Raw genomic sequence first — 20,957 nt, forward strand, 5'->3', positions numbered from 1 at the left:
TAGAGTATGAAAGGCAAAACATGGGTTGTGGGAATTGGCCCTGGATCGCCTGAATATCTTACGCAAAAAGCTATAAAAGCGATCGAAGGATCGGACATAGTGGCAGGTTACGATCTTTGTCTGAATGCTGTCAGAGAGTTAACCCACGATAAAACGATCATTAAGATGACATGGTCGAACCGAAATGAGAAATTGGATTACATAACGAGGGAAGTGACCTCTGGCAAGAATTGCTCCATATTGCGCTCGGGTGACCCAAATTTTTCCGGCAGCTCAGGCATAGAGGATATTTATGATCGCTTCCCAGATGCAGAAATAATTCCAGGAATTAGTTCAGTCCAGATAGCTGCGGCTAAATCCAAGCTAGCCTGGGATGAGATCGTTTTGCTAACATTTCATGTAAGTGAGGATTTAGAGAAGAAAAAGCAAAATCTGTTGGATAGCGTAAGAGGTGGACATACAGTCCTTCTACTTTCTGAGTCACGGTTTATGCCGAAAGATATTGCAAAATTTCTCCTATCCGGTGGTATTGATGACAAGATGCCCATCACCGTATATGAAAATCTGACATTGGAAAATGAGAGGGTGTTTCATGGAAATCTAAAGGAACTTATAGGGAAGACCTTCACCTATCTCTCGGTGGTGGTAATTGGGAAGTGAGGCATAATGAAGAGCAAAATGAATGATGGATGGATCCCCTTTTCTGGAACTCCTTGGCCGACCAGGAAGAAATAGGTAGGGCAGTGGATGAAACTAGAAAATACCTAACATCTCATCGAAACTGGGGCATATCCTTGAAAAGCGAAGTTATTGAAATTTGGTAGAATTGGGAGGAAGCTTTGAACTATCTTGAAAAAATCCTCCATTGGAAATTGATTATAACCTACCTAATAGTTGTCCTGGGAGTAACCATTGTCATAACAGCAACCTTGGGTCCGGCACACATACCCCCACTGATTGTTTTAAAGATGCTGGCCAGTAGACTGCCGTTATTAAAGGTTGCTCCCTCATGGTCTGTTTCAGAGGAAACCATAGTCTTCCAGATAAGGTTGCCGCGAATCATCTTGGGGGTCCTTGTCGGAGCTGCCCTGGGTGTTGCTGGTACGACAATGCAAGGATTGTTTAAAAATCCCATGGCAGACCCTTATGTAATTGGAATTTCTGCAGGCGCTGCCCTAGGTGCGACATTAGCCATGGTTACACTCGCCTCCCTGAGCATGTACATAGTACCATTGATGGCGTTTATTTTTGCAATGGGCGCCATCTTTCTGGTCTATAGCATCGCAAGAGTGGGGGGCAAACTCCCTACGAGTACACTGCTCCTTTCCGGGATAGCGGTAACTCTTTTCCTGTCAGCCATTACTTCATTTATGATGTATATCTCAGGCGAAAAATTACATGGGATCGTTTTTTGGCTGATGGGGGGGCTCTGGGCCAGCTCGTGGGATGATGTCTGGATGACCCTTCCCTGGATCTTGATTGGCATGATGATCATTTACATCTTCGCCAGAGATTTGAACGTAATGCTTCTGGATGAGGAGCCGGCTCAGCACCTGGGCGTAGAAGTGGAGAGATTGAAAAAGATCATGATGATTTTTACCTCGTTGATAACTGCGTCCGCAGTTGCCGTCAGTGGAATAATTGGATTCGTTGGCCTGATAATACCCCATGCCATGAGAATTTTGGTGGGACCGGATCACCGGATTCTCCTACCATGCTCCGCTCTCGTCGGAGGAGTCTTCTTGGTTTGGGCTGACACCCTGGCAAGAACCATCATCGCTCCCACAGAGATACCGGTGGGCATCATTACATCAATCTTTGGTGCCCCCTTCTTCATTTACCTTTTACGAAAGAAAAAGAAATCCCTATACTAAGCAGGAGGACAATGAATAAAATGACATCCGTCACTCTCAAAATCAATAACATTGCCTGTCGCTATGAAAGTACCTCGGTTCTGGAGGGCATCGAGCTATCCGCTCTTGGAGGCGACTTCATAGGAATAATCGGACCGAACGCCTCAGGCAAATCAACGTTGATTAGGAGCATTAGCAGGACGCTACGACCCTATATGGGTGCCATTCTCCTGGATGAAAAAGATGTTTACGCCCTGCCAAGCAAAGAGGTGGCAAAAAAATTAGCTGTGGTCCCCCAGGAGTCAGTGATAACCTTTGCTTTTACTGCACTAGAGATCGTGCTTATGGGGAGAACCCCCCACCTAGGTCGATTTGATGCAGAAAGCGCTGATGATCTAGCTATTGCCAGAAAAGCGATGGAGTTGACAAACACATGGCACCTTTCCGAAAGGCCGATCAACGAGTTAAGCGGTGGCGAAAAGCAGCGAGTCATCATCGCAAGAGCCCTTGCACAGGAACCCAAAGTTCTTCTCCTGGATGAACCTACCGATCACCTTGACATCGGTCACCAAATAGAGATATTGGATTTAATAAAGAGATTGAGCAAAGAAGAGGGCATAATCGTCATAGCTGTCTTCCACAATCTCAACCTGGCCTCGCTGTATTGCGATCGCCTTATGTTGATACATCACGGAAAGATATTTTCTCTGGGCTCACCAGAAGAGGTTCTGACTGCTGAAAACATCAAAAGGGTATACGGTGTGGAGGTACTGATCAAAAGACAACCCGCAACTAACTCGATATACGTTACTTTACTTCCGAGAAGAGAGAGCAGGACTCCTCCTGATTCCCAGGGCGCTCCAAAAAGGATGTTTTTCGTTCACATAATATGCGGTGCTGGTACTGGCTCGCAGTTGATGCATCTTCTCATCGAGAAGGGGTATAAGGTAACTGCTGGCGTACTTAATGCGATAGACACCGATCACGAAATGAATTATCTGGGCATCCCCATGGTAAGCGAGGCCCCATTTTCATCCATTTCCTGTGAGGCACATGAGGCCAACTTAGAGCTGATTGATAAAGCGGATGCTGTCGTGCTGACGAGCATACCATTTGGCTATGGTAACCTGAAAAACCTAGAGGCAGCCGAAGTGGCTTTGGAACGTAAACCAGTGCTTCTCATAGAGGAGGAGCCCATCGAAAAAAGAGACTTTACCCGTGGAGAGGCAAAGAGAATATACAACAGATTGAAAGATAACGGTGCAGTTGTTCTGCATAACATGAAAGAGGTTTTATCGATTATCGAAGAAATAGCGAGGTGAAGATGCATACTATCTTGAAGATAACCGGGGGGTTAAGCACTCCCAAGAGGGGGGCATCGCCAAACTATTCGGATTTCCATGTGATTATGGCATTCTTCAACATTGGTAAAAACCCCTTGGGTAGAAAGACGCTGGGGGAGCTTCTCGGCGTAGGTGAGGGGACCGCACGCACCATGATAGAGAAGTTGCAAGATGTAGGGCTAGTTAAGGCCTCTCCCACCGGATGCCATCTGACAAAGAAAGGAAACAAAATGTTGGAAGAACTCAAAAAGAGAGTTTCACACCACCCAAAGATAGATGTCGGGTACATAACGCTCGGAAAAGAGAATAGTGCAGTTATCGTTAGAGATGCTGCTCATAAAATAAAATCGGGAATGATGCAGAGGGATGCTGCAATTTTAGCGGGCGCCGTTGGCGCATCAACGCTCATATTTGATGAAACCGGTCCGAGAATTCCGATGATAAATGCCGATGAGAACATGCAAGCAAGAATGAGGATGCTCTGTGAGGATATGAAAATGAAAAAGGGCGACGTTTTGATAATAGGCACCGGGGACAGCGAGAGAGAGGCGGAGCGAGCTGCATGGGCTGCTGCATGCACCCTATTGGGGGAATGTTAATTGAGGATCGAAGAAACGATTGATCGAATCAAGCCGCTGGATGAAAAAGCGATGAAACTTGCCAAAGAACGGCAAGATTTTTTGACCAAGCCCAAAGACAGCCTAGGAATCCTGGAGAAACTATCCATTCAAGTGGCAGGCATAACAGGAAACCCCATGCCCAAAATAAGGGACAAGGTCATCCTAACGATGGCAGGCGATCATGGGGTTGTGGAGGAGGAGGTGAGCGCTTTTCCCAAGGAAGTAACCCTGCAGATGGTCGACAATTTCATTCACGGCGGAGCGGCGATAAACGTCCTGGCTAGGCATATAGGCGCCAGGGTGATGGTAGTGGATATGGGAGTCGCTAGTGACATAGGGCAAAATGTGATCAATAAAAAGGTAGGCTATGGCACAAAAAATATTGCCCGAGGGGCAGCGATGAGCTATGATGAAGCCATAAGGTCAGTTGAGGCAGGGGTAGAGGTACTGGAAGAGGAAATCAAGAAAGGAGTGGATATCGTGGGAATAGGAGACATGGGCATCGGCAATACGACGGCAAGCTCTGCCATAGTCGCTGCGGTCACAGGAGAGAGTGTGGAAAAAGTTACCGGCAGAGGGACCGGAATAAAGGATGAGATGTATGATAACAAGATAAGGGTGATCAAGAGGGCGCTGGAAGTCAACTCTCCGGACAAAAAGGATCCCTTGGATGTCCTGGCAAAGGTCGGAGGGTTCGAGATCGGAGGGTTGGCGGGGGTTATTTTGGGCGCCGCAGCCCACAGGATACCGGTGGTGATGGACGGATTCATTTCCGCTGCCAGCGGACTTCTAGCAACAGAGCTTGCTCCTCTGGCAAAGAAATATTTAATCGCCTCTCACAACTCGGTCGAGATCGGCCACAGGTTACTGTTAAAAAGAATGGGGTTGAGGCCATTACTGGACCTGAATATGAGACTGGGGGAGGGGACTGGTGCAGCTCTTGGAATTGGCATAGTGGAGGCGAGTGTAAAGATACTGACGGAAATGGCAACCTTTGAGGATGCAGGAGTGTCAAGGGCGATGGATGACGAGGTATAGGATTTGATTTTTTAATGGTGTTTCTGAGTTGCTTTTATAGTTTCAATTTTGGAAAATCTTTGAAATTTAAAATTATTTCGTTCTCTTGAGAGGTTTCAGATGGGCTTCGGAGTAGGTAGCCAAAGAAATTATATAATATATTAACCTAAAATAGAAATCATAATGAAAATAAGTAAATTAGCTCTTCTATTTTTAGTAATTTTATTTGTGATAAATCTACCTCAAGTTTTTACATTAGAAGCAATGGCTTTAGAAGATGATAACCATAAAATTAATAGAATTACTACAGTAACATTGGAAGAGGACGGTAATATCAAAGTTGTATCATCGACCTATGTAAATTTTGATTATTTTCAAGAAGTACCACTATTAATATCAGATGACCACCCCCTAGATTATAAAATAACAAACGTTTCTGTCAAAGTTAATGGAAAAGACTATTCAAACTTCGGCATATATACTGAGGAATTTAAACCCAATCTTCACCTTAAGAGCATTGCAATAACGGATAATTTAAGCGCACCTTTTACTGTTGAATATACATATTACATTGAAAATTTCAAAGAATATAGTGGCACTAACTTTGTGTTTGACTTGTATACAACGTTTCCAAAAACATCCTTTGAAAAAACATATGAATATGATTTAATAATCTTTTCAAATAAAAAGGGTTGGAGTGCAGCAGCTTTCACTTCAGACGTAAGAATAGGTTATCAAGATAATGGGTTTTATTCTACCAATTTTACTAGAAAAACAACATATCCTGATACTGAAAAAGTTAGTTTTTTATTTTATAATAGGACATCAAAACAAACAACTCAAAATATAATGATTAACGTGCATCAGGACGATACAATTACCGAAATTTGCGATCTCTATTTTTACAGTGAAGGTACGGGATTCTCTATAATAGAACTTTCAACAAAAGATATTCTAAAAGAGGGGTCGGTATCTCTAAATGAAAGACATATTGAGAAATATGATGACTTAAACGTTTTTTTAGCAGAAACTCAATCAAATAAAAAACTAGGATATTATATCTGGGACGATATAAATAATAAAAAGTTATTTGTAGGTTATTATCTTGAAAAAGGAGAGAATATCCACATTCACTATGAGCTTGATCGGGGATTAGGCTTTATAGAAAAATTGCCAGATGGTTTCTCAAAACGTTTAACTTATCAGGTTGCTTATAATTTAGATTCCCCAGATTCAAAAGTCACTTTAGAACTAAATACCCCAGAGGATTATTATATTAATCCAAATGTAAGTCTAAAAGGTTATTTGATTTCCGATTTGAGTGCCAGTGATAGTAATAGGGCGGTGTGGCTTTTTGAAGGAAAAAAACCATTGGGCGATCTTATTATAGTAGAATATTCATCATATGAAAAGAAAACGGGGGATAATATTTTAATCATAAATGTTTTAGTTGGACTCATACTAGTTATAGGCAGTATATTTAGAATAGTTATAAAAGTAAAGTTCAAAAAATTATTAGAAAAAGATATTGTTAAAAGGTTTTGTAATTTATTCAGATATAATCCATTGGCTGGTATATTGTATGTTATAGCACTTTTGAGGGGAGTGTACATCTCAAGCACTAATATTTTGCTTATGCTGAAATATAGTTATATATGGATTTATATACCCCTAGTTATTGGCATATTTGCCATTGAGTATTACACCCCAAGCACATAAACGTTTTTTAAGTTTGAATACAGTGCATATCCTTTTCAACTCTATTATCAAATCATTCACCCCCATAATAGGAGTAGGCTTTCCAGCCCTTCAACAAAAATTGCTACTTTCCGAGAGTCATATGAGGACTGTTACAGGACCTTGACAAATCGTAAAAAAAAATCAGATTTATAAATTCCCACTCAAATACGGAAGCAGATAATAAACCCCGAAACCAATCAATATCAATCCGGCAGCCTTTTTGAAAAGCAGACCTGCCCCCTTCGTCTTTTCCACATAGGACTTCATGCTGACGACCCCGCTTGCGAGGAAGGGCAACGGTGCACCGAGAGCCAACCCATACAGGAACATGAGGAACGTTCCTTGCGCTATGTTGGCTTTTACCGCAACCATCGACAGAAGTGCGATCAAAACGGGCGTGCTGCAGGGATATATGGCAATCCCGAACAATATGCCCAAAAGTAATGTACCAAAGATTCCATAGGATGCCAACTTGTTTCTCGCTTCAAGGATTTTGGTATTACCGCCAAGATCCAAATGAACGACATCGAGCATTATCAGCCCGACAAATACCAGAATCGGACCGATTATGGCGTTCGCAGCTGAGCCGGCATAAGCCCTTATGGAGGTGGAGCCGATGAAGGAGACCAAACCGCCCATCAGGGCATAGGTCAGCGACCTGCCAAAAATAAAGGTGAGACCTGCCAGGAAGCCCTTTGCAAGCCCCCTGCGGGCATTTTCAGCATGTTCAGCCCCGAGGATGTACCCCAGAATCAACAAATCAACGGTGATGGCACAAGGCTCTATGGAGATGACAAAGCCAGCCAATAAAACAGTGATTACAGTGAGATCCGTGTTATTTCACCTCTATTTGATGCTCTCCAGCTTCTGGTTCAGCAGCTTTACGAACGTATCATGGTCATCGGAATCAGAATACTGAAAAGCCTCCGGGAATTCCACTCCGTTGATATAAAGCGATTTAGCTTGTACGTTATACTTAATAACTAAATCTGGATTTTTGGGCGCGCATACAGCTTGAAAGGTTATCGATCCCTGATTAAACTCTTCTTTATGGTATTCCTGCAAAACCTCCAGAGTCCATTTTTCCACATTATTGCAACTATCGCATCGCGTAGCACCATAGAACATGATTACCTCGATCTTGGGGCTGGTAGTTCCAGGCGCGGTAGTTCCAGGCTTTGCGCCGGTAGTTTCAGTGCCATAATCGCTTTTAGGCAAAAAAGAGGGGGGCACCATTATCGAAACCATTATTAAAACAAGTATCAGCATTGCTTGTTTGTTTATGGTCAGTTTCATTTTAATAGCCCACCCTTTGATTATTCCAGTATTCTGTTCGATTTATCGTAACTCACATTATCTCATTTTCACTTCAACCAACTTTTGATCTCTTCTGTGCTTGGAATTCTGCCCTGACATTTGGTCTTATTATTTATGACGAGGGCTGGAGTCATCATGATGCCGTATTCCATCATATTTTCAATGTCCTTTACCTTCTCCACTTCCGCCCGTATTCCGATATCCTCAATCACTTTCTTCACGTTCTTTTCCATTCTCTCGCACTTCGGGCAGCCTACTCCAAGTATTTTTATTTCCATATAAGGAACCTCATATACACGTTCTTTTTTTGAGGCTTCTTTAGTCCAAGATTTATAACCGAATGCATCACTTGATCAGACGAATTCTTCGACTGCAAGTGTCCATTCTACGTTATCGGCGAACACCTCCACATAATAGGTGGAATTACCTGGAAACACATCCACGACACCACTCCCATTAGCAGCAGTCATATACGCAGATCCAAGAGGAAATTCACAGGCTGGGCACGCCCTATATTCTCTCCATACGTCGAGAGAGAAAGTTGAACTAGGAGCTGATGGGTCCGCTGTATAGCTCCAATGTACTCGCCAAACAAGCCCATCAATTTGGAAGGGGTTGCTGGTAAAGGAGCCGTTTCCCGTGAAGTTGGTAACACTACGCCAGGATAGTAGAGCAGTTGGAGCCGCTGGAGTTGTAACGATAACAGTTGGTGTTGTAATCGTTGGGGCTGGCGTTGGTGTTGGAGCCGGTGTTGGTTTAAGCGTTGGAGTTGGTGTTGGAGCAGCCTCAACTCTTGGTGCTATAGGCTGGGAGGGCATGACTAGCTCTTCTTCGACACATCCTGAAAAAGTTAGTGTTAGCACGCTCAATATTAAAACCAAGCCAATTTTGCATTCCATATTTTTTCTACCACCCAATGTTTATGGAGTTACACATATATATACATAATCCTTCGCTCATATAAGCAGTTTTTAATATGAACTTTGAGAAGCTCTTTGTGCTGCACATGGCCCATAATTTGATTATATCGACCGCTTTAACTTCGAGGAGATATCGATAAAAAGTTTACACATCCAACCCGATCTTTTTAAGTTATGCAATCTCAAAAAAAGATTAGAATGTCTTAAGAGTTCGCCAGCAATTAGTTTAAGATGCCTCTACAAAACTATGGGTTAACAGTGGCTTTTGCGGTTTGGGATAAAAATAAATAGATCAAAAGTTATCAGCGGATAAATCTGAGAACTGCCAACAAATAGACCTATATATACATATCCAGATTACAAAAAAGATTGCTTTAGTGGCTTCTTTTGGATTTGCCGATTTTATGCCTTATTGGTGCAGGACAGCTTCTCAAAAAATAGAATAGTTTTTAAAAAATATAAAAGAAAGTTGGAGAAACTAAAATCCAACTTTCATCTTCATAGCGCCATACGGGCATGCATCAACGCATTTATAGCACATTATGCATTCGGATTTGGATATTCTCTTGCCTTCTATGTTTTCCTCGTGTATGATTTCCATTGAATTCGAACAGGCCTTAATGCAGAGCTTGCACTTTTTGCATTTTTCTTGATTTATCCTAGGGCCATAGAGCTTCAACTTGGCCAATATGCCCAGGGTTGCTCCGACCGGACAAAGGTATTTGCAGAAAGTCTTCTTTTCCCCCAGCTCAAGACCTGCAACGATGGGTACCACAAGTGCTTCAGGACCTACATCAAGACCGGTAGGGTTAACAGACCTGCATATTGTACCGATTGGGCAAATTGGACAGAAAATTGCCTTTCTGACAAAAAGACCTACTGATAGGGCGCCTGCCAATATCCCATATTTGGGGAGCCTGCTTCTCAGGAAACCCGGCCATCTTGGATTTTTTGGTCCAACTTTTGAGAAAAGCTCGGTTAGGCTTCCTATCGGACATACCCAACTGCAGAAAACTCTTCCAAGCACCAAGGTCAAAACGACCAGGGGAATGATGGAAACCAAAAGAGTGAGCGTAAGCATTTTACCTGAGAATAGTATTTGGAGCGACCCTGTAGGACAGCTCAAGACTTGATCCCTTATGAAAAGGGAGCAAAAAGTGCCAACTACGAGTACCAAGAGCGCTACAAAGAAGAATATTTGAGAGATGTGTCGAATGTACTCTTTTAGATATTTCTTTTTAAAAGATATCTTTTTCTTCTTTGCCACCTTTTTCTTTGGTTCACCTTTAACAGGCTTTTTAGGGGATTCTTCTACTGGCCTTGTAGAGGATTCGTCTACTGATGAATTTTCCATTTTATACACACTCCTAATGATAAGCTATTACTTGGCTGTCGTATTTTGAGCAGCTGTTACATTTTCATCTTTTGCTGTCCACTTCCAGAGAACCTTCGATTCGACGGGGACTATTTTTATTACCTTTATCTTACATTCATCCACGCAAAGCTCGCAGCCGGTGCAGACATCTTCCATAACCACTGCACGCCCCTTATCGTCTTTTATGACTCCACCTATCGGACACGCCTTCACACACAGCAGGCAAGTGCCTGGATAAAGCCAAGCAAGGCACTTTTCCGTATCAATGGTGATTCTTTGTCTACTAAGGGCGCCAGTATGGCATATTTCAGTGCATTTCATGCATCTAATACAGAGTCCAGTGAGGTCCTTAGTACTGGTTTTAGTTGTCACCGCAGTTGCATTGGTTCCAGTTTCATTAGCACCTTTAATTATAGTTCCGATTTTAGTTATCGCACTGGTTTCATTTATCGTCCCTGCTTTGATTATCATATCGGTTTCCTTTAATTCCTTAAGGGCTGCGAAAAGTACTTTTTCATCCTTTTCTTCTCCAAGAAGCTTTGGCGTCCCAATATTAACGAACCCGTCGAGCAGCGTTGAAGTAGCTATTGCATGTGTAGGGCATACTTCAGAACATTTACCGCACATTGCACATAATGAGAGAAATTCTTCCTCCTTTGCGCTAGGTGGCCTTAATATCGCTTCTGAGCCTGTTTGTTCTGAGGCATTTGCTGGTTGAGGAACTTTACCTACAAGATAGAAAAGAGCAGATGCAATCGCAGTTGATCCAAAAAAAGATATAAAATCTCTACGGTTTATCTTCATGTTCTGTTCAACCTCCTTTATTATTAACTTAAGAAGAGATACATATATCTCAAAACGCATATTTTCCACCTTGTATCATCTACCTCTTTGCGTTTCAAGATATACTTAAGTTAACAATACCAACCTCCATTGTACTTTTATGGGTCTAATTCTCCTTTTTGGGGTATCAAGCAGATCGTCTCAGCAACTGAAGCTGGAGTTTCTCTTTACATAGATTGATACCGCATTTTTGTAGTAGAATACTAAGTGAAGTAGACTAAATAAAACTTTTCCTTTTCGAACTTTTTTTAATTTTGTAAAACGATCGCATTCTTTTTATTACTAGGGATCAACATTCCAAGAGTTGAAGCAGGTAGATACTGTAGAATCAGATTGAACCATATCTGACACAATGAGAGGTTTGCCAGGAAGGGATACCTATCTTGACTTGACGCTGATATTGAGTTAGAGAAGGAGCGTTTTTTTGTGGGAGTGGTGTCCGATTAATTATCTTCTTAGTTAAATTCTGCTACGATCTAGGACCATACCCTTTAGCATAAATGGATAATGCCACCCTACATTCAAATAATGATCAAGAAGTTTATTTTTCCTATGAAGAGACGAAGAAATAGTTTATTTTGCTTAACCAATCGCAGGATTAGATGACTCTCAGAAGTACCAAGACATAATAGCGAGGTAAAACCGTTAGACTTATAAAGATGAGTCGTTTATATATGACAAAAGAAGCGTTTGATTGATATCCTTACCTTGTAGTGACATGACAGTAGGTGTTGGAGATCGATCTGGTACGTCTTTTGACAGAAAATGACTTAGGTGGTGTAAAAGGTAATGGAGCATATTCATCTCATTGTCGCAGGAAATGAAAGCATAGAGAAGCATGTAGGGGCTCTGGAGCATTTTAAGCCCTATAGAGTGTTACTGTTCAACGTCGCTGATGATGTAGAAAGCAAAAAGATTGACGAGTTAATGCAGATATTTGACAGCATGAAGATTCGTGCTAGAAAAAAGGATGTAACTACAAAATACGGAGAAATTTTTTTGGCAGCACTTTCAGAAATAGCAGGATTCAGAGGGGATTCCAAAGACATCAATTTTGCAGTTAATGTTTCTACAGGCAGAAGGTTAGCGGTAGCAGCGATTGAGGATGCTGCTCGTTCGCCTTTAGGAGGGGATGAGATCGGTGAAGCACATGGCCCACACGAAAAATCGATGCATTCGATTCGATATGAGATCGTAGAAAAGGAAGGTGCTTTTACGGTGCAGGTGGCACCTCTTGCTGGGACCCCCGGTCTTCCTCTTAATTTAACCTATAAGCTGATGCCCTTTAAGAAAGCTAGACTAGAGAAGATACAATACTGTACCCTGGGCTTATCCATAAAACTTCAATTTCTGAAAAACAGATGGAAACGACGTTTAGGTCTTCGTAAATAAAAATTTTTCTATTTTATTTTTCTATTTTATAAGTTTCGCATTTTTATATTTAAATAAAAAAAATTAAATAAAAAATAAAAAAAAGAAGATGTTGAGAGAGATTAACTCTCTCTACTCCTCTCTTCGGATGGTGACTCTTCGGATGGTGACTCTTCGGATGGTGACTCTTCGGATGGTGACTCTTCGGATGGTGATGCAGGGGGTGATACAGGGGGTGATACAGGGACATATTCCTCAGGATATCCAAAGGGATCCACGAGGTAATCATAATGTCTCTGTCTCTCCATCACTTTTCCCCTAATCTCACCTAGTACTTCCTTTTTTGGTTTATCTTCTGTATCTATACCGAAGCTTCTAGCCAACGTCTCCATATCTGGGGGGACGATCTTTTGCTCAGTGAGACCTAACTCCAGTTCCTTTACCGTTCTTTTGTACTCACCTGAAATTCTACCCACTGAACGCGCTAGCTTTTTCGCCTTCTCCTCGCCGAGGAGCCAGCACATGGCTCCCAGCATCAGCGTTGAAGAGTCGTTTTCACCCATTTAGACTTCACTCGTCGTAATACCAACCGCGCTCCATTAGTTGATCTGGGGGCATTGGTATCAATGACCGATACGATGCACCATAATCCCACTCATATTGCGGAGTATTGAACCATGGGAACAGCCAAGGCTCATCTACTTGCTCAAGCGTGTAGCTTGTGGTACCATGCCCAAGTTTCTCAACTGCATAAACCTGGAACCATGGACTCTGTCCATTTACAGGCTCAAACTTCTCATCACCGGGTCCCAGACCCTTGTCGTCCGCCATCGAGCCAGGACACACATCAGACGCTGTGATCATGTCAAGCTCGGCGGCATCTCCGGCAGCAAGATCCCACGTGCTATACACTCCCATATTGGGCACGATCGGCTGATCGTCATAACCAGCGCAGTCGCACTGACGGCAAACTTCCTTTCCAACGGTTATGTAGCCCACCTTCCCTGGAGCAAAGCAGTTGTGGACAGCTACGGCGGTATCTGCGTATCTTATTTGACAGACAGCCCTCTGTACCCTAGCTGAAGGCATGGGAGTTGTCGCATCTTTCATCGTTACCGCACAGCCATTGTTAGTTATGGTCGTACATGTATCACACACCGAGTTTCTACATATGGTGTTGCACATCTCTACGTTTTGTACCAGCTTCCCTGCAGCATCGAAGGTCAGGGCGCCCCATGGACACCAGTCAATACAGTTTTGCACAATGCGGTCGCCGTACACTGGACAAGCGTTTTTGCCTGGACACTTTGAAACATCCATTGTCATCATTCGAGGGTTGGCATATCTCCCTGCAAACCTGACGTGGTCCAGAACCTTTCCTTGTTTGGATGCGCCTCCAATTCCAAGATTCTTGATGGCACCGCCAAACATACCCGAACCATGTCCTTTGCCGTGAGTCAGAACTATCATGGCATCCGCCTCTGCCAGCAGTTTTGCCACCAAGGCAACTGTGAGTTGGTTTCCGTCAATTTTCACTGCCACGTGATCAGAGCCGTCTCCATCACAGTAAGGAATGACAGGGCAGTTAGTGGCCTCTGGCACGAGCCCGTGTGAGAGCGCTGTCACCATGTGGTTTTTGATGGACTGTCTGGTAGTGGTCTTACCACCATAGGCGGTTAACGTATCAGCAGCAAAAGGTTGTCCCCCTGCCTGTATTATCCTATTTGCAACCGCTCTACAGAGATCAGGCCTTAGTTGAGCGGTCCTGTTTCGCTCCCCTGTGTGCAGTTTGATTGCCACCGTATCTCCCTTGTCGATGCAGTCTTCAAATCCAGCGTTATCATACACATGTGCTATTTTCTCCGGCCAAGACTTCCCTGAACCTGCACTATCGGGATCTGCCCACCATACTGTGGCTTTGGGTGGTATGGGCTTTCTCTCAACTACTGCATAGTAATCCTCAACTCTCCACTTGGCTGGCCAATTCTCCGCCTCAGCACCAGCGCCAGAGCCGCGAGATGCATAACCTCCAACACCACCAACGACTGCGGCACCGCCTGCGATACCTAACATCTTCAATAAGTTTCTTCTGGATATTTCCATACTTATCGATCCTCCTATACTACTAATTTTGTGGCTAATACTATTTAAAGGTTGCTTAGTGGGGATTGTACTGACTTAAGAAGAAGAAAATCCAAGAGGTTCCATGATCTAATAGGATACAATAAAAAATATGATATAACATATCATATAAGATGAATAAAATAAAAGTCATGATACAAATTATACGCTGTTGCCCGTACGACTTTTTTCTGCTTGTGGGCATCTCATAGTCAGTTTCAGCCCAATTTTTCTCTTTTTTCTGAAAATGGGACTGAGAGATATATTCACCAACATGCCGCCCCCTAGACTTTCTTGGCCTGGTATTAATTGAATTGCTCTCGCCCATTAGAGGCACATCTCAAGTTAATTCTAAACTTTAATTAAAAAGTGATTTTCAAGATGGATTTATTGATTATTTATTCATTCATTCATCATAATATAACTTAAAAAAAAGGTTTGTTCCAATTTATCCATCACCTTGAAGGGCGTGGAGTTATTGGAACATTTCGTTTTGATTCAATTCAATTCGATTCGATTCAATTCAATCAAAGACCAAGCAGAGGTATGCCCTCGAAGAGGTACGCATTTAAATGGGAGAATTCGTAGAACAGCATACGCCCCATTATCTCGCCGATTAGCACTGAAGCGAATATCCCCAGCATAAGGGTTGCAGCCCTTGATACATTCTCAGCCTTTAAAGATAGCATGACACCGACCAGAAGAATTAGTGTCACAGCTATACCGATTATTATGTGCATCAAGAAGGGTACCGCATATTCTCCAGCCAACATACCCTCTACAACCATTCGTCCTCTGGGTCCCATTGCCGGGCTTTGCAAGAATTGTAAGTGGACTGCTATGAGTGCGAGAAGCACAATGGTGACTACCAACAGGTACTTCCATATGATGCCCAGGTATGCGCTCAATGTCTCTGAGTATTGCTTTGATTCTGCCCTTTTATATTTGAGGGATACTACTGCAGCTACAGTCGCAGGTCCTACCAATAGAGCTGTCATGATGAAGAACAGGGGCGTTGTAAAATGATTCAAAACAGGCAAACCCACCAGAGCATAAGTCATGCCACTTGTGTTCACGAATAATATACCCACAACAATGGATATCAAACCCACAGCTTGTCTGATGCCCTTGATGCTGTCGCCTACCAACTTGTCCACTATTTTATCCACCAAGCCGACTTTGCCCCGTAGGCTGCCGTATTTGGGGTGTAACACCCACAGGATCGTATATACGAATGCCCAGACGCCGAATAAAGACATCGTGAGGGTCTCACGAGCCACCCAGGCTTCAGGTTTAGAGATGATAAGGTAGGATATGGCAATGTTCGGCAATATCGATAATAAAATCGCGATGGCAGCGATGACCACAGCTGGCAATATGATATAGCTAGCCGTTTCATAGAACATTTCTTCCTTCTCGTCCTTTGCGAGAAAGTCTGCTATGACTAAAGCTATCAATGCACCGACCGCCATTTGGCTAAGCACGGTGAAGACAATATATTGTAAATCACTCATAACGTCTGACCTCCGAAATTTTTTTGCAGTCGACTATGATAAATTTTTTGCTCATTAAAGAATCTGTTAACATATAAAAAGGTTGTCGATTTGATTCATTCAACATATCTTATACCCCTGACTGTTTAGCTATGATGGCAGCAAAAACACCCGCTCCGAAACCATTGTCTATATTGACAACAGCCAGTCCAGGCGAACAGCTTTGAAGCATGGTCATAAGTCCAGATATGCCGCCCTTGCCCATTCCGTATCCAACGGACGTTGGCACGCCGATCACTGGAACATCTACGTTACTAGAAACCACTATGGGCAGCACCGCATCCATGCCTGCGACTACTACTATGGCCGACACATTTTTGTCTAACATCTCTATGAGAGGTTCATAGAACCGATGAATTCCTGCCACTCCGACATCATAGGCTTTTATCACCTCGCAACCCATGACCTCTGCGGTCACCAATACCTCTTCTGCAACAGAAATGTCTGATGTGCCCGCTGCCAGTAAACCTATCCTCCCTTTCTTGGGAAAGACGTGCCCTTTGCGTTGGAGTATGATAGTCCTGGCTTTTTTGTTATGGAGTAGCTCATAACCATCTGGCAGGTTAGCCTCAAGTTCAGCTAGATCCTCGTCTTTAACCCGGGTTATGAGTGCATATCCGCTATCCTCTGCCTTCGCCAGTGCAAGCTTTCTCACATCTTCAGGATACTTATCCTGAGCCAAAATAGCTTCTGGAGCCCCTGCCCTATGAGACCTGTTTATATCAAGCCGCGCAATATCTGCTACCTTTTTTAGGTTAAATACCTTCAGCTTATTCTTAGCAGTAGCTATATCTATCTCTCCGCTCAAGAGACTTCTCAGAATATCCTCCAATGCTTATGCACCCCGTCCGCTTATGCACCGCCAAAGTAATAATACACCCGAGGTCCAGTATCCAGATTTGCCACCAATTGGAAGCAACGTCCAGTCCTCAACAGTTTGGAGACCTCGCTATCTGGATCATTGAGATCTCCAAAGTGTCTGGCACGAACAGGACATGCGACCACGCAAGCGGGCCTGAATCCTTCTGTGGTCCTGTGCTCACAGAGAGTGCATTTCTCTACCTTGCCTACTTGACGCAAAGGCACATCAGATTCCCTAACACGCGGTTTCCCTTCGACGATATCACATAGCTCAAGGGGCCCTTCACGCTCAAAAGGCGCGTCAAGAGCAGAAGATGTCTCCGGCTTTGTCGCATTAAGAGTTCTTGCCCCATAAGGACATGCCTTTATACAGATCAGGTCTCCGATACATTTGTCATAATCTATCTTGACAATGCCGTCATCGCTTACATAGGATGCTCCTGTTGGGCAAGCCTCCACACACGGAGGATTCTCACAGTGCATGCATTGCATAGGCATGAACCATCGCCCTTGCTGGGTATTCCACTCCCAAGGGCTAATACCAGCCTCTAGGTTAGACGAATCCTTGCGGACTTTCGCGTAACCATGAAACACGTCTTTAGGTGTGTCTGCTTTGCCAAGGTCCATTTCAAATATCCTTATCCGCTGCACATCAGCTGACGTATTGTTCTCATTGGAACAGGCGCGTACGCACTGTCCACATCCTATACATCGCCCTACATCTATCACCATTGCATATCTAGGACCACTACCTGGTTTTGGCTCTGCTTGAGCCAGTACTTTGGTGGATTGCCCAGGTAGAATTACTGATGCTCCTGCAAGTCCGGCAAGCTTGAGGAAGTCTCTCCTATCAATTTTATCGAGCAATTTGTTCATATACACCCCCCAGTCCTAATTCTTCCATTTTTGCCTTCGTCGGGATTCCTGTCTGTATATCCCAGCCCCTTAACCTGTAGTATTCGTCTTTCAATTGTTCCCATTTCTCCCGGTCTACTGGTGGGCTGCCCCATGCAGCAGGGAGTTCGAATAGATAGTCAGGCAGGGTATCATCCTCTCTTCTGCGACCTTCTCTGACCATTATGGCTCTCTGTAGGTTCCATATCCTTTCACCCACCTTTAGCATATCTGCCTCAGTCGTGTCAATCCCTGTAACCGCTGAGAACAACTTGCTCTCGACACTTGTATCGCCTATGTACTTCCGTTCCTCAAGCACACTTGATACAATGGGGTACACCCAATCACAAAGCCCTAAAGTACCTTTCAAAGAGGACCTGTCCTGATCCAATATCGCTGCCATTGCCTCGGCAGAACAGTACTTGGAATCACCCATTGGCTGTGCAGCGTCAGCCGAATAGTAAGCATATTCTGCTGCGACCTTTTGCTCCTCGAGGCTTAAGCCACTCCAGTGCACAAGTCCTATGTGGCTATGCTTATCATGAAAGGGATCCCTATCATCCATAGCCCAGAGCAATCCACTCACTATATAATCACGTGCATCGTAATGGATGCTCATGCCGTGACCGCCGTATGAGGCCCCCCCCTTTGGTTCCTCTTTCATCACGCTGTCTAGCACTCCAAGTTTTTCAGCAACCCTTGGCACGCCCTCTGCAAGGGTATCTCCGAAACCTTTTCTGTAGGCAATACTTTCGAGCAGGGGCACTATGAAATCGCGTCCGGGCCATTTATCAAAAGCAATGCCAGAATCTTTTGGGGTTATAACTCCGTCCTCATTCAGCTTCTGCAACCAAGGAATCATATAGAGCAGTTCATAGACGTTTATTCCTAACTTGTCGTGAAGCAGCTTTACCTCCCAGGCTACGTCGTCCATCCATCCTGAAAGCCATGCATAGTACCACTGCATGCAATGGATCTCGCCGCTACCCAGCGGATGCTTACAATATACGTAATCGCCTATCGGACAGGAGGCACAAGCAACTTCTTTAGCCCAGTGCTTTTTTAAAAAGGCCATAGCTCCGGGATTTCCTGGAGCAGTACTGCGATACCTAAAGGGTATTCTATTAACAGCGTGCGGATCTATGTCCTTATCGACCCATAGTATCGATTTTGGCGTAGCACTCATTATCGTTGCAAGAGTTTTCACGTATTCCAGCAGTTTTAACAGTTCATCGGGCCTTGCTACTCCGACTCCACCTGTACCCCTTACTGCTACAGCTTTCAAGTTTTTGGAACCCATAACAGCGCCAAATCCGCCTTGACCTGCCGAATGCCCAGTTCCAGACATTATACAGGCATATCGAACCAGGTTTTCTCCTGCAGGTCCAATGGTCAGCATCTTATACTGCTTATCGTTCCACTTACGTCTCAATTCATGTTGTGTAGCATAAGTGTCCAAGCCCCATAGGAACCTTGCATCGAGTATGTCGGCTTCTCCATTCTTGATCCATAGGTATACAGGGGCATCTGCCTTCCCTTGAACGATCACCCCATCATAGCCGGCACGCTTTAGCTCAGTGCCCCAATCCCCGCCTATACCGCTTTTCGTACAAGATTCTTTTGGATAGGTATGGGGTGACTTTCCCATCACGTCAGTTCTTCCAGAGGATGGCGAAGGGGTCCCTGTCAAGACGCCCGGAGTGAATACTATCCTATTTTCAGGATCAAAGGCTTTAACCTCTGGAGGGACTTCGTCCCACATGACCTTCTGGCCAATACCAGAACCACCGATGAACTTATCGCTATATTTTTTTGTATCCTCTTCTGTGACTTTTCGATTCGTCAAGTCAGCCCTTAGGACCTTACCCGCCCATCCATACATTTCTGACATCGTTCACTCTCCTAATATTTTTCATCACCTATCTACGTAATTGGCATAAATGGCGTCGGCGCTAGCACAAACGTTGTTGTCACTCCGCCCACTTCAACCGTAACATCCCTTTCTGTTGGAAGTTCTCCTTCGACTTCTTCCTCTTCCCCCTGGAAAACTTGTCCCAGCTCTTCAGGACTTGTTGTTGTCTTAGTCCTATGTTTGAAAGTGACTTCTGTGGATGCACCTGCTGCAAGAGTAACCTCTTCGGTATCTACTTCAACACCATCAACATTAAGTACCAATGTTTGGGTGCTTTCACTTGCCCCACCATTCTTCACCGTGACTATTATCTCTATGGGACTGCCTGCTATGATTCTAGTTGGGTCACAGGTTATACTGGTGACTACGAAGTCGCCTATAGATGCAGGTGCTGCAGCTGGTGCTGGCTTTGGTGTTGGTGCTGCTGGTGCTGCTGGTGCTGCTGGTGCTGCTGGTGCTGCTGGTGCTGCTGGTGCTGCTGGTGCTGGTATTTTAGGCTCCACTTCGTATGGCATTTGATAAAGCAGCTTTAATGCCCCGGTGGGACAATACTTTACACATGTAGGATCGCCTTGACATAGGTGGCACTTTATGTTAGCGACGGACTGCCCAGGATTGAAAGATGGCATTCTCCATGTACAAGCCCCCTGGCAAATAGAAATGCATGAACCCGTACATAGATTTTTATCCACAACTCTGACGAAACCAGTACTCTCATCTGCTTTTATAGCGCCCTGTGGACAATCCATTAAACATGCCGGTTCATCACATTGATAGCAAACCTCCGGCACAAAAAGCCCAGTGTCCCATTGCCCATAGTCTTTTAATCGATCAATACGTATTTTGGCTAGGTCAGCATTGGCCACTCCTTCGTTATGAAGAGAGCAAACTAACTCGCACAGTCGACATCCACTACAAAGTTCTGGGTCACCTGCCAAATGTGCCTTGGCCTGCGGAACTGATGGTTTTGATATTACTGCCATTTTTATATCCTTCCATCCATATATTTTTAACCAACGATAGTCGTATTGTATTGGGGGTTTACCTTGTTAGGGCATTAACTATCGTTTATTTTCTATTAATGCCTACACTCCTTAATCCTATTTAATTATATCGTGTGAAACCATTCTGAGACGAGATGTAGTCGATTATGAGGGTATGATGTAGCTATGAACTATGCCCCCCCCCTTTTTAACATATACTTTCTACACATACCT

Annotated in this window: 20 protein-coding genes; 7 read left to right on the plus strand and 13 right to left on the minus strand. The window is 43.9% G+C overall.

The genetic code is table 11. The features are described from left to right. Nucleotides 1-6 precede the first annotated feature (6 nt). From cbiE to PHI74_03325, 6 genes are all read left to right on the plus strand, one after another. A complete protein-coding gene (cbiE, locus tag PHI74_03300; GenBank protein ID MDD5485039.1) occupies nucleotides 7-660 on the plus strand; it encodes a precorrin-6y C5,15-methyltransferase (decarboxylating) subunit CbiE in 654 nt (217 codons plus the stop codon). Nucleotides 661-839: 179 nt separating this feature from the next. Then, nucleotides 840-1,874: an iron chelate uptake ABC transporter family permease subunit gene (locus tag PHI74_03305; protein ID MDD5485040.1), complete on the plus strand. Its 1,035-nt coding sequence runs from the start codon at nucleotides 840-842 to the stop codon at nucleotides 1,872-1,874. Nucleotides 1,875-1,885: 11 nt separating this feature from the next. Next, nucleotides 1,886-3,175, plus strand: coding sequence for an ABC transporter ATP-binding protein (locus PHI74_03310; GenBank protein MDD5485041.1), 1,290 nt, complete (start codon nucleotides 1,886-1,888; stop codon nucleotides 3,173-3,175). 2 nt (nucleotides 3,176-3,177) lie between these two features. Then, nucleotides 3,178-3,795, plus strand: a complete 618-nt coding sequence (locus PHI74_03315; GenBank protein MDD5485042.1) for a hypothetical protein — start codon at nucleotides 3,178-3,180, stop codon at nucleotides 3,793-3,795. Beyond that, entirely contained in the window at nucleotides 3,796-4,854 is a 1,059-nt protein-coding gene (gene cobT / locus PHI74_03320) for a nicotinate-nucleotide--dimethylbenzimidazole phosphoribosyltransferase (GenBank protein ID MDD5485043.1), read from the plus strand. It begins immediately after the preceding gene. Between the two features lie 162 nt (nucleotides 4,855-5,016). Further along, a complete protein-coding gene (locus tag PHI74_03325) occupies nucleotides 5,017-6,552 on the plus strand; it encodes a hypothetical protein (protein ID MDD5485044.1) in 1,536 nt (511 codons plus the stop codon). Between the two features lie 168 nt (nucleotides 6,553-6,720). Here PHI74_03325 and PHI74_03330 read toward each other — a convergent pair whose 3' ends face one another. From PHI74_03330 to PHI74_03355, 6 genes are all read right to left on the minus strand, one after another. Next, nucleotides 6,721-7,380, minus strand: coding sequence for a cytochrome c biogenesis protein CcdA (locus PHI74_03330; protein ID MDD5485045.1), 660 nt, complete (start codon nucleotides 7,378-7,380; stop codon nucleotides 6,721-6,723). Between the two features lie 39 nt (nucleotides 7,381-7,419). Continuing rightward, entirely contained in the window at nucleotides 7,420-7,869 is a 450-nt protein-coding gene (locus PHI74_03335; protein ID MDD5485046.1) for a hypothetical protein, read from the minus strand. A 68-nt stretch (nucleotides 7,870-7,937) separates the two neighbouring features. Then, nucleotides 7,938-8,168, minus strand: a complete 231-nt coding sequence (locus tag PHI74_03340) for a thioredoxin family protein (GenBank protein ID MDD5485047.1) — start codon at nucleotides 8,166-8,168, stop codon at nucleotides 7,938-7,940. A gap of 75 nt (nucleotides 8,169-8,243) precedes the next feature. Continuing rightward, the gene (locus PHI74_03345; protein ID MDD5485048.1) at nucleotides 8,244-8,789 is read right to left on the minus strand and encodes a hypothetical protein; all 546 of its coding nucleotides are present in this window, start codon (nucleotides 8,787-8,789) and stop codon (nucleotides 8,244-8,246) included. 499 nt (nucleotides 8,790-9,288) lie between these two features. Next, nucleotides 9,289-10,164 (minus strand): 4Fe-4S binding protein, encoded by an 876-nt coding sequence (locus PHI74_03350; protein ID MDD5485049.1) that lies wholly within the window; start codon nucleotides 10,162-10,164, stop codon nucleotides 9,289-9,291. 27 nt (nucleotides 10,165-10,191) lie between these two features. Then, on the minus strand, nucleotides 10,192-11,049 hold the full coding sequence (locus PHI74_03355; protein ID MDD5485050.1) for a 4Fe-4S binding protein: 858 nt from the start codon (nucleotides 11,047-11,049) through the stop codon (nucleotides 10,192-10,194). 768 nt (nucleotides 11,050-11,817) lie between these two features. On the opposite strand from PHI74_03355, the gene PHI74_03360 reads away from it, so the two are divergent. Continuing rightward, a complete protein-coding gene (locus PHI74_03360) occupies nucleotides 11,818-12,420 on the plus strand; it encodes a hypothetical protein (GenBank protein MDD5485051.1) in 603 nt (200 codons plus the stop codon). Nucleotides 12,421-12,521: 101 nt separating this feature from the next. Here the strand turns inward: PHI74_03360 and PHI74_03365 are convergent, their stop codons facing one another. The 7 genes from PHI74_03365 to PHI74_03395 form a co-directional block, all read right to left on the minus strand. Then, nucleotides 12,522-12,962, minus strand: a complete 441-nt coding sequence (locus PHI74_03365; GenBank protein MDD5485052.1) for a hypothetical protein — start codon at nucleotides 12,960-12,962, stop codon at nucleotides 12,522-12,524. A gap of 7 nt (nucleotides 12,963-12,969) precedes the next feature. Next, on the minus strand, nucleotides 12,970-14,502 hold the full coding sequence (locus PHI74_03370) for a DUF362 domain-containing protein (GenBank protein MDD5485053.1): 1,533 nt from the start codon (nucleotides 14,500-14,502) through the stop codon (nucleotides 12,970-12,972). Between the two features lie 545 nt (nucleotides 14,503-15,047). Continuing rightward, nucleotides 15,048-16,034: a dimethyl sulfoxide reductase anchor subunit gene (locus tag PHI74_03375; GenBank protein ID MDD5485054.1), complete on the minus strand. Its 987-nt coding sequence runs from the start codon at nucleotides 16,032-16,034 to the stop codon at nucleotides 15,048-15,050. A gap of 109 nt (nucleotides 16,035-16,143) precedes the next feature. Next, nucleotides 16,144-16,905 carry a nickel pincer cofactor biosynthesis protein LarB gene (larB, locus tag PHI74_03380; GenBank protein ID MDD5485055.1) on the minus strand — a complete coding sequence of 254 codons (762 nt, stop codon included), beginning with the start codon at nucleotides 16,903-16,905 and terminating at the stop codon, nucleotides 16,144-16,146. 20 nt (nucleotides 16,906-16,925) lie between these two features. After that, complete coding sequence (locus tag PHI74_03385; GenBank protein ID MDD5485056.1) at nucleotides 16,926-17,810, minus strand: 4Fe-4S dicluster domain-containing protein; 885 nt, start codon at nucleotides 17,808-17,810, stop codon at nucleotides 16,926-16,928. Beyond that, on the minus strand, nucleotides 17,791-19,719 hold the full coding sequence (locus PHI74_03390) for an aldehyde ferredoxin oxidoreductase N-terminal domain-containing protein (protein MDD5485057.1): 1,929 nt from the start codon (nucleotides 19,717-19,719) through the stop codon (nucleotides 17,791-17,793). The genes PHI74_03385 and PHI74_03390 overlap by 20 nt, the downstream gene beginning before the upstream one ends. Nucleotides 19,720-19,751: 32 nt before the next feature. Then, complete coding sequence (locus tag PHI74_03395) at nucleotides 19,752-20,723, minus strand: CARDB domain-containing protein (GenBank protein MDD5485058.1); 972 nt, start codon at nucleotides 20,721-20,723, stop codon at nucleotides 19,752-19,754. Nucleotides 20,724-20,957: the final 234 nt, after the last annotated feature.

Source organism: Methanocellales archaeon (assembly GCA_028715985.1).
In the GTDB taxonomy this organism is placed as follows: Archaea; Halobacteriota; UBA148; order UBA148; family UBA148; genus UBA148.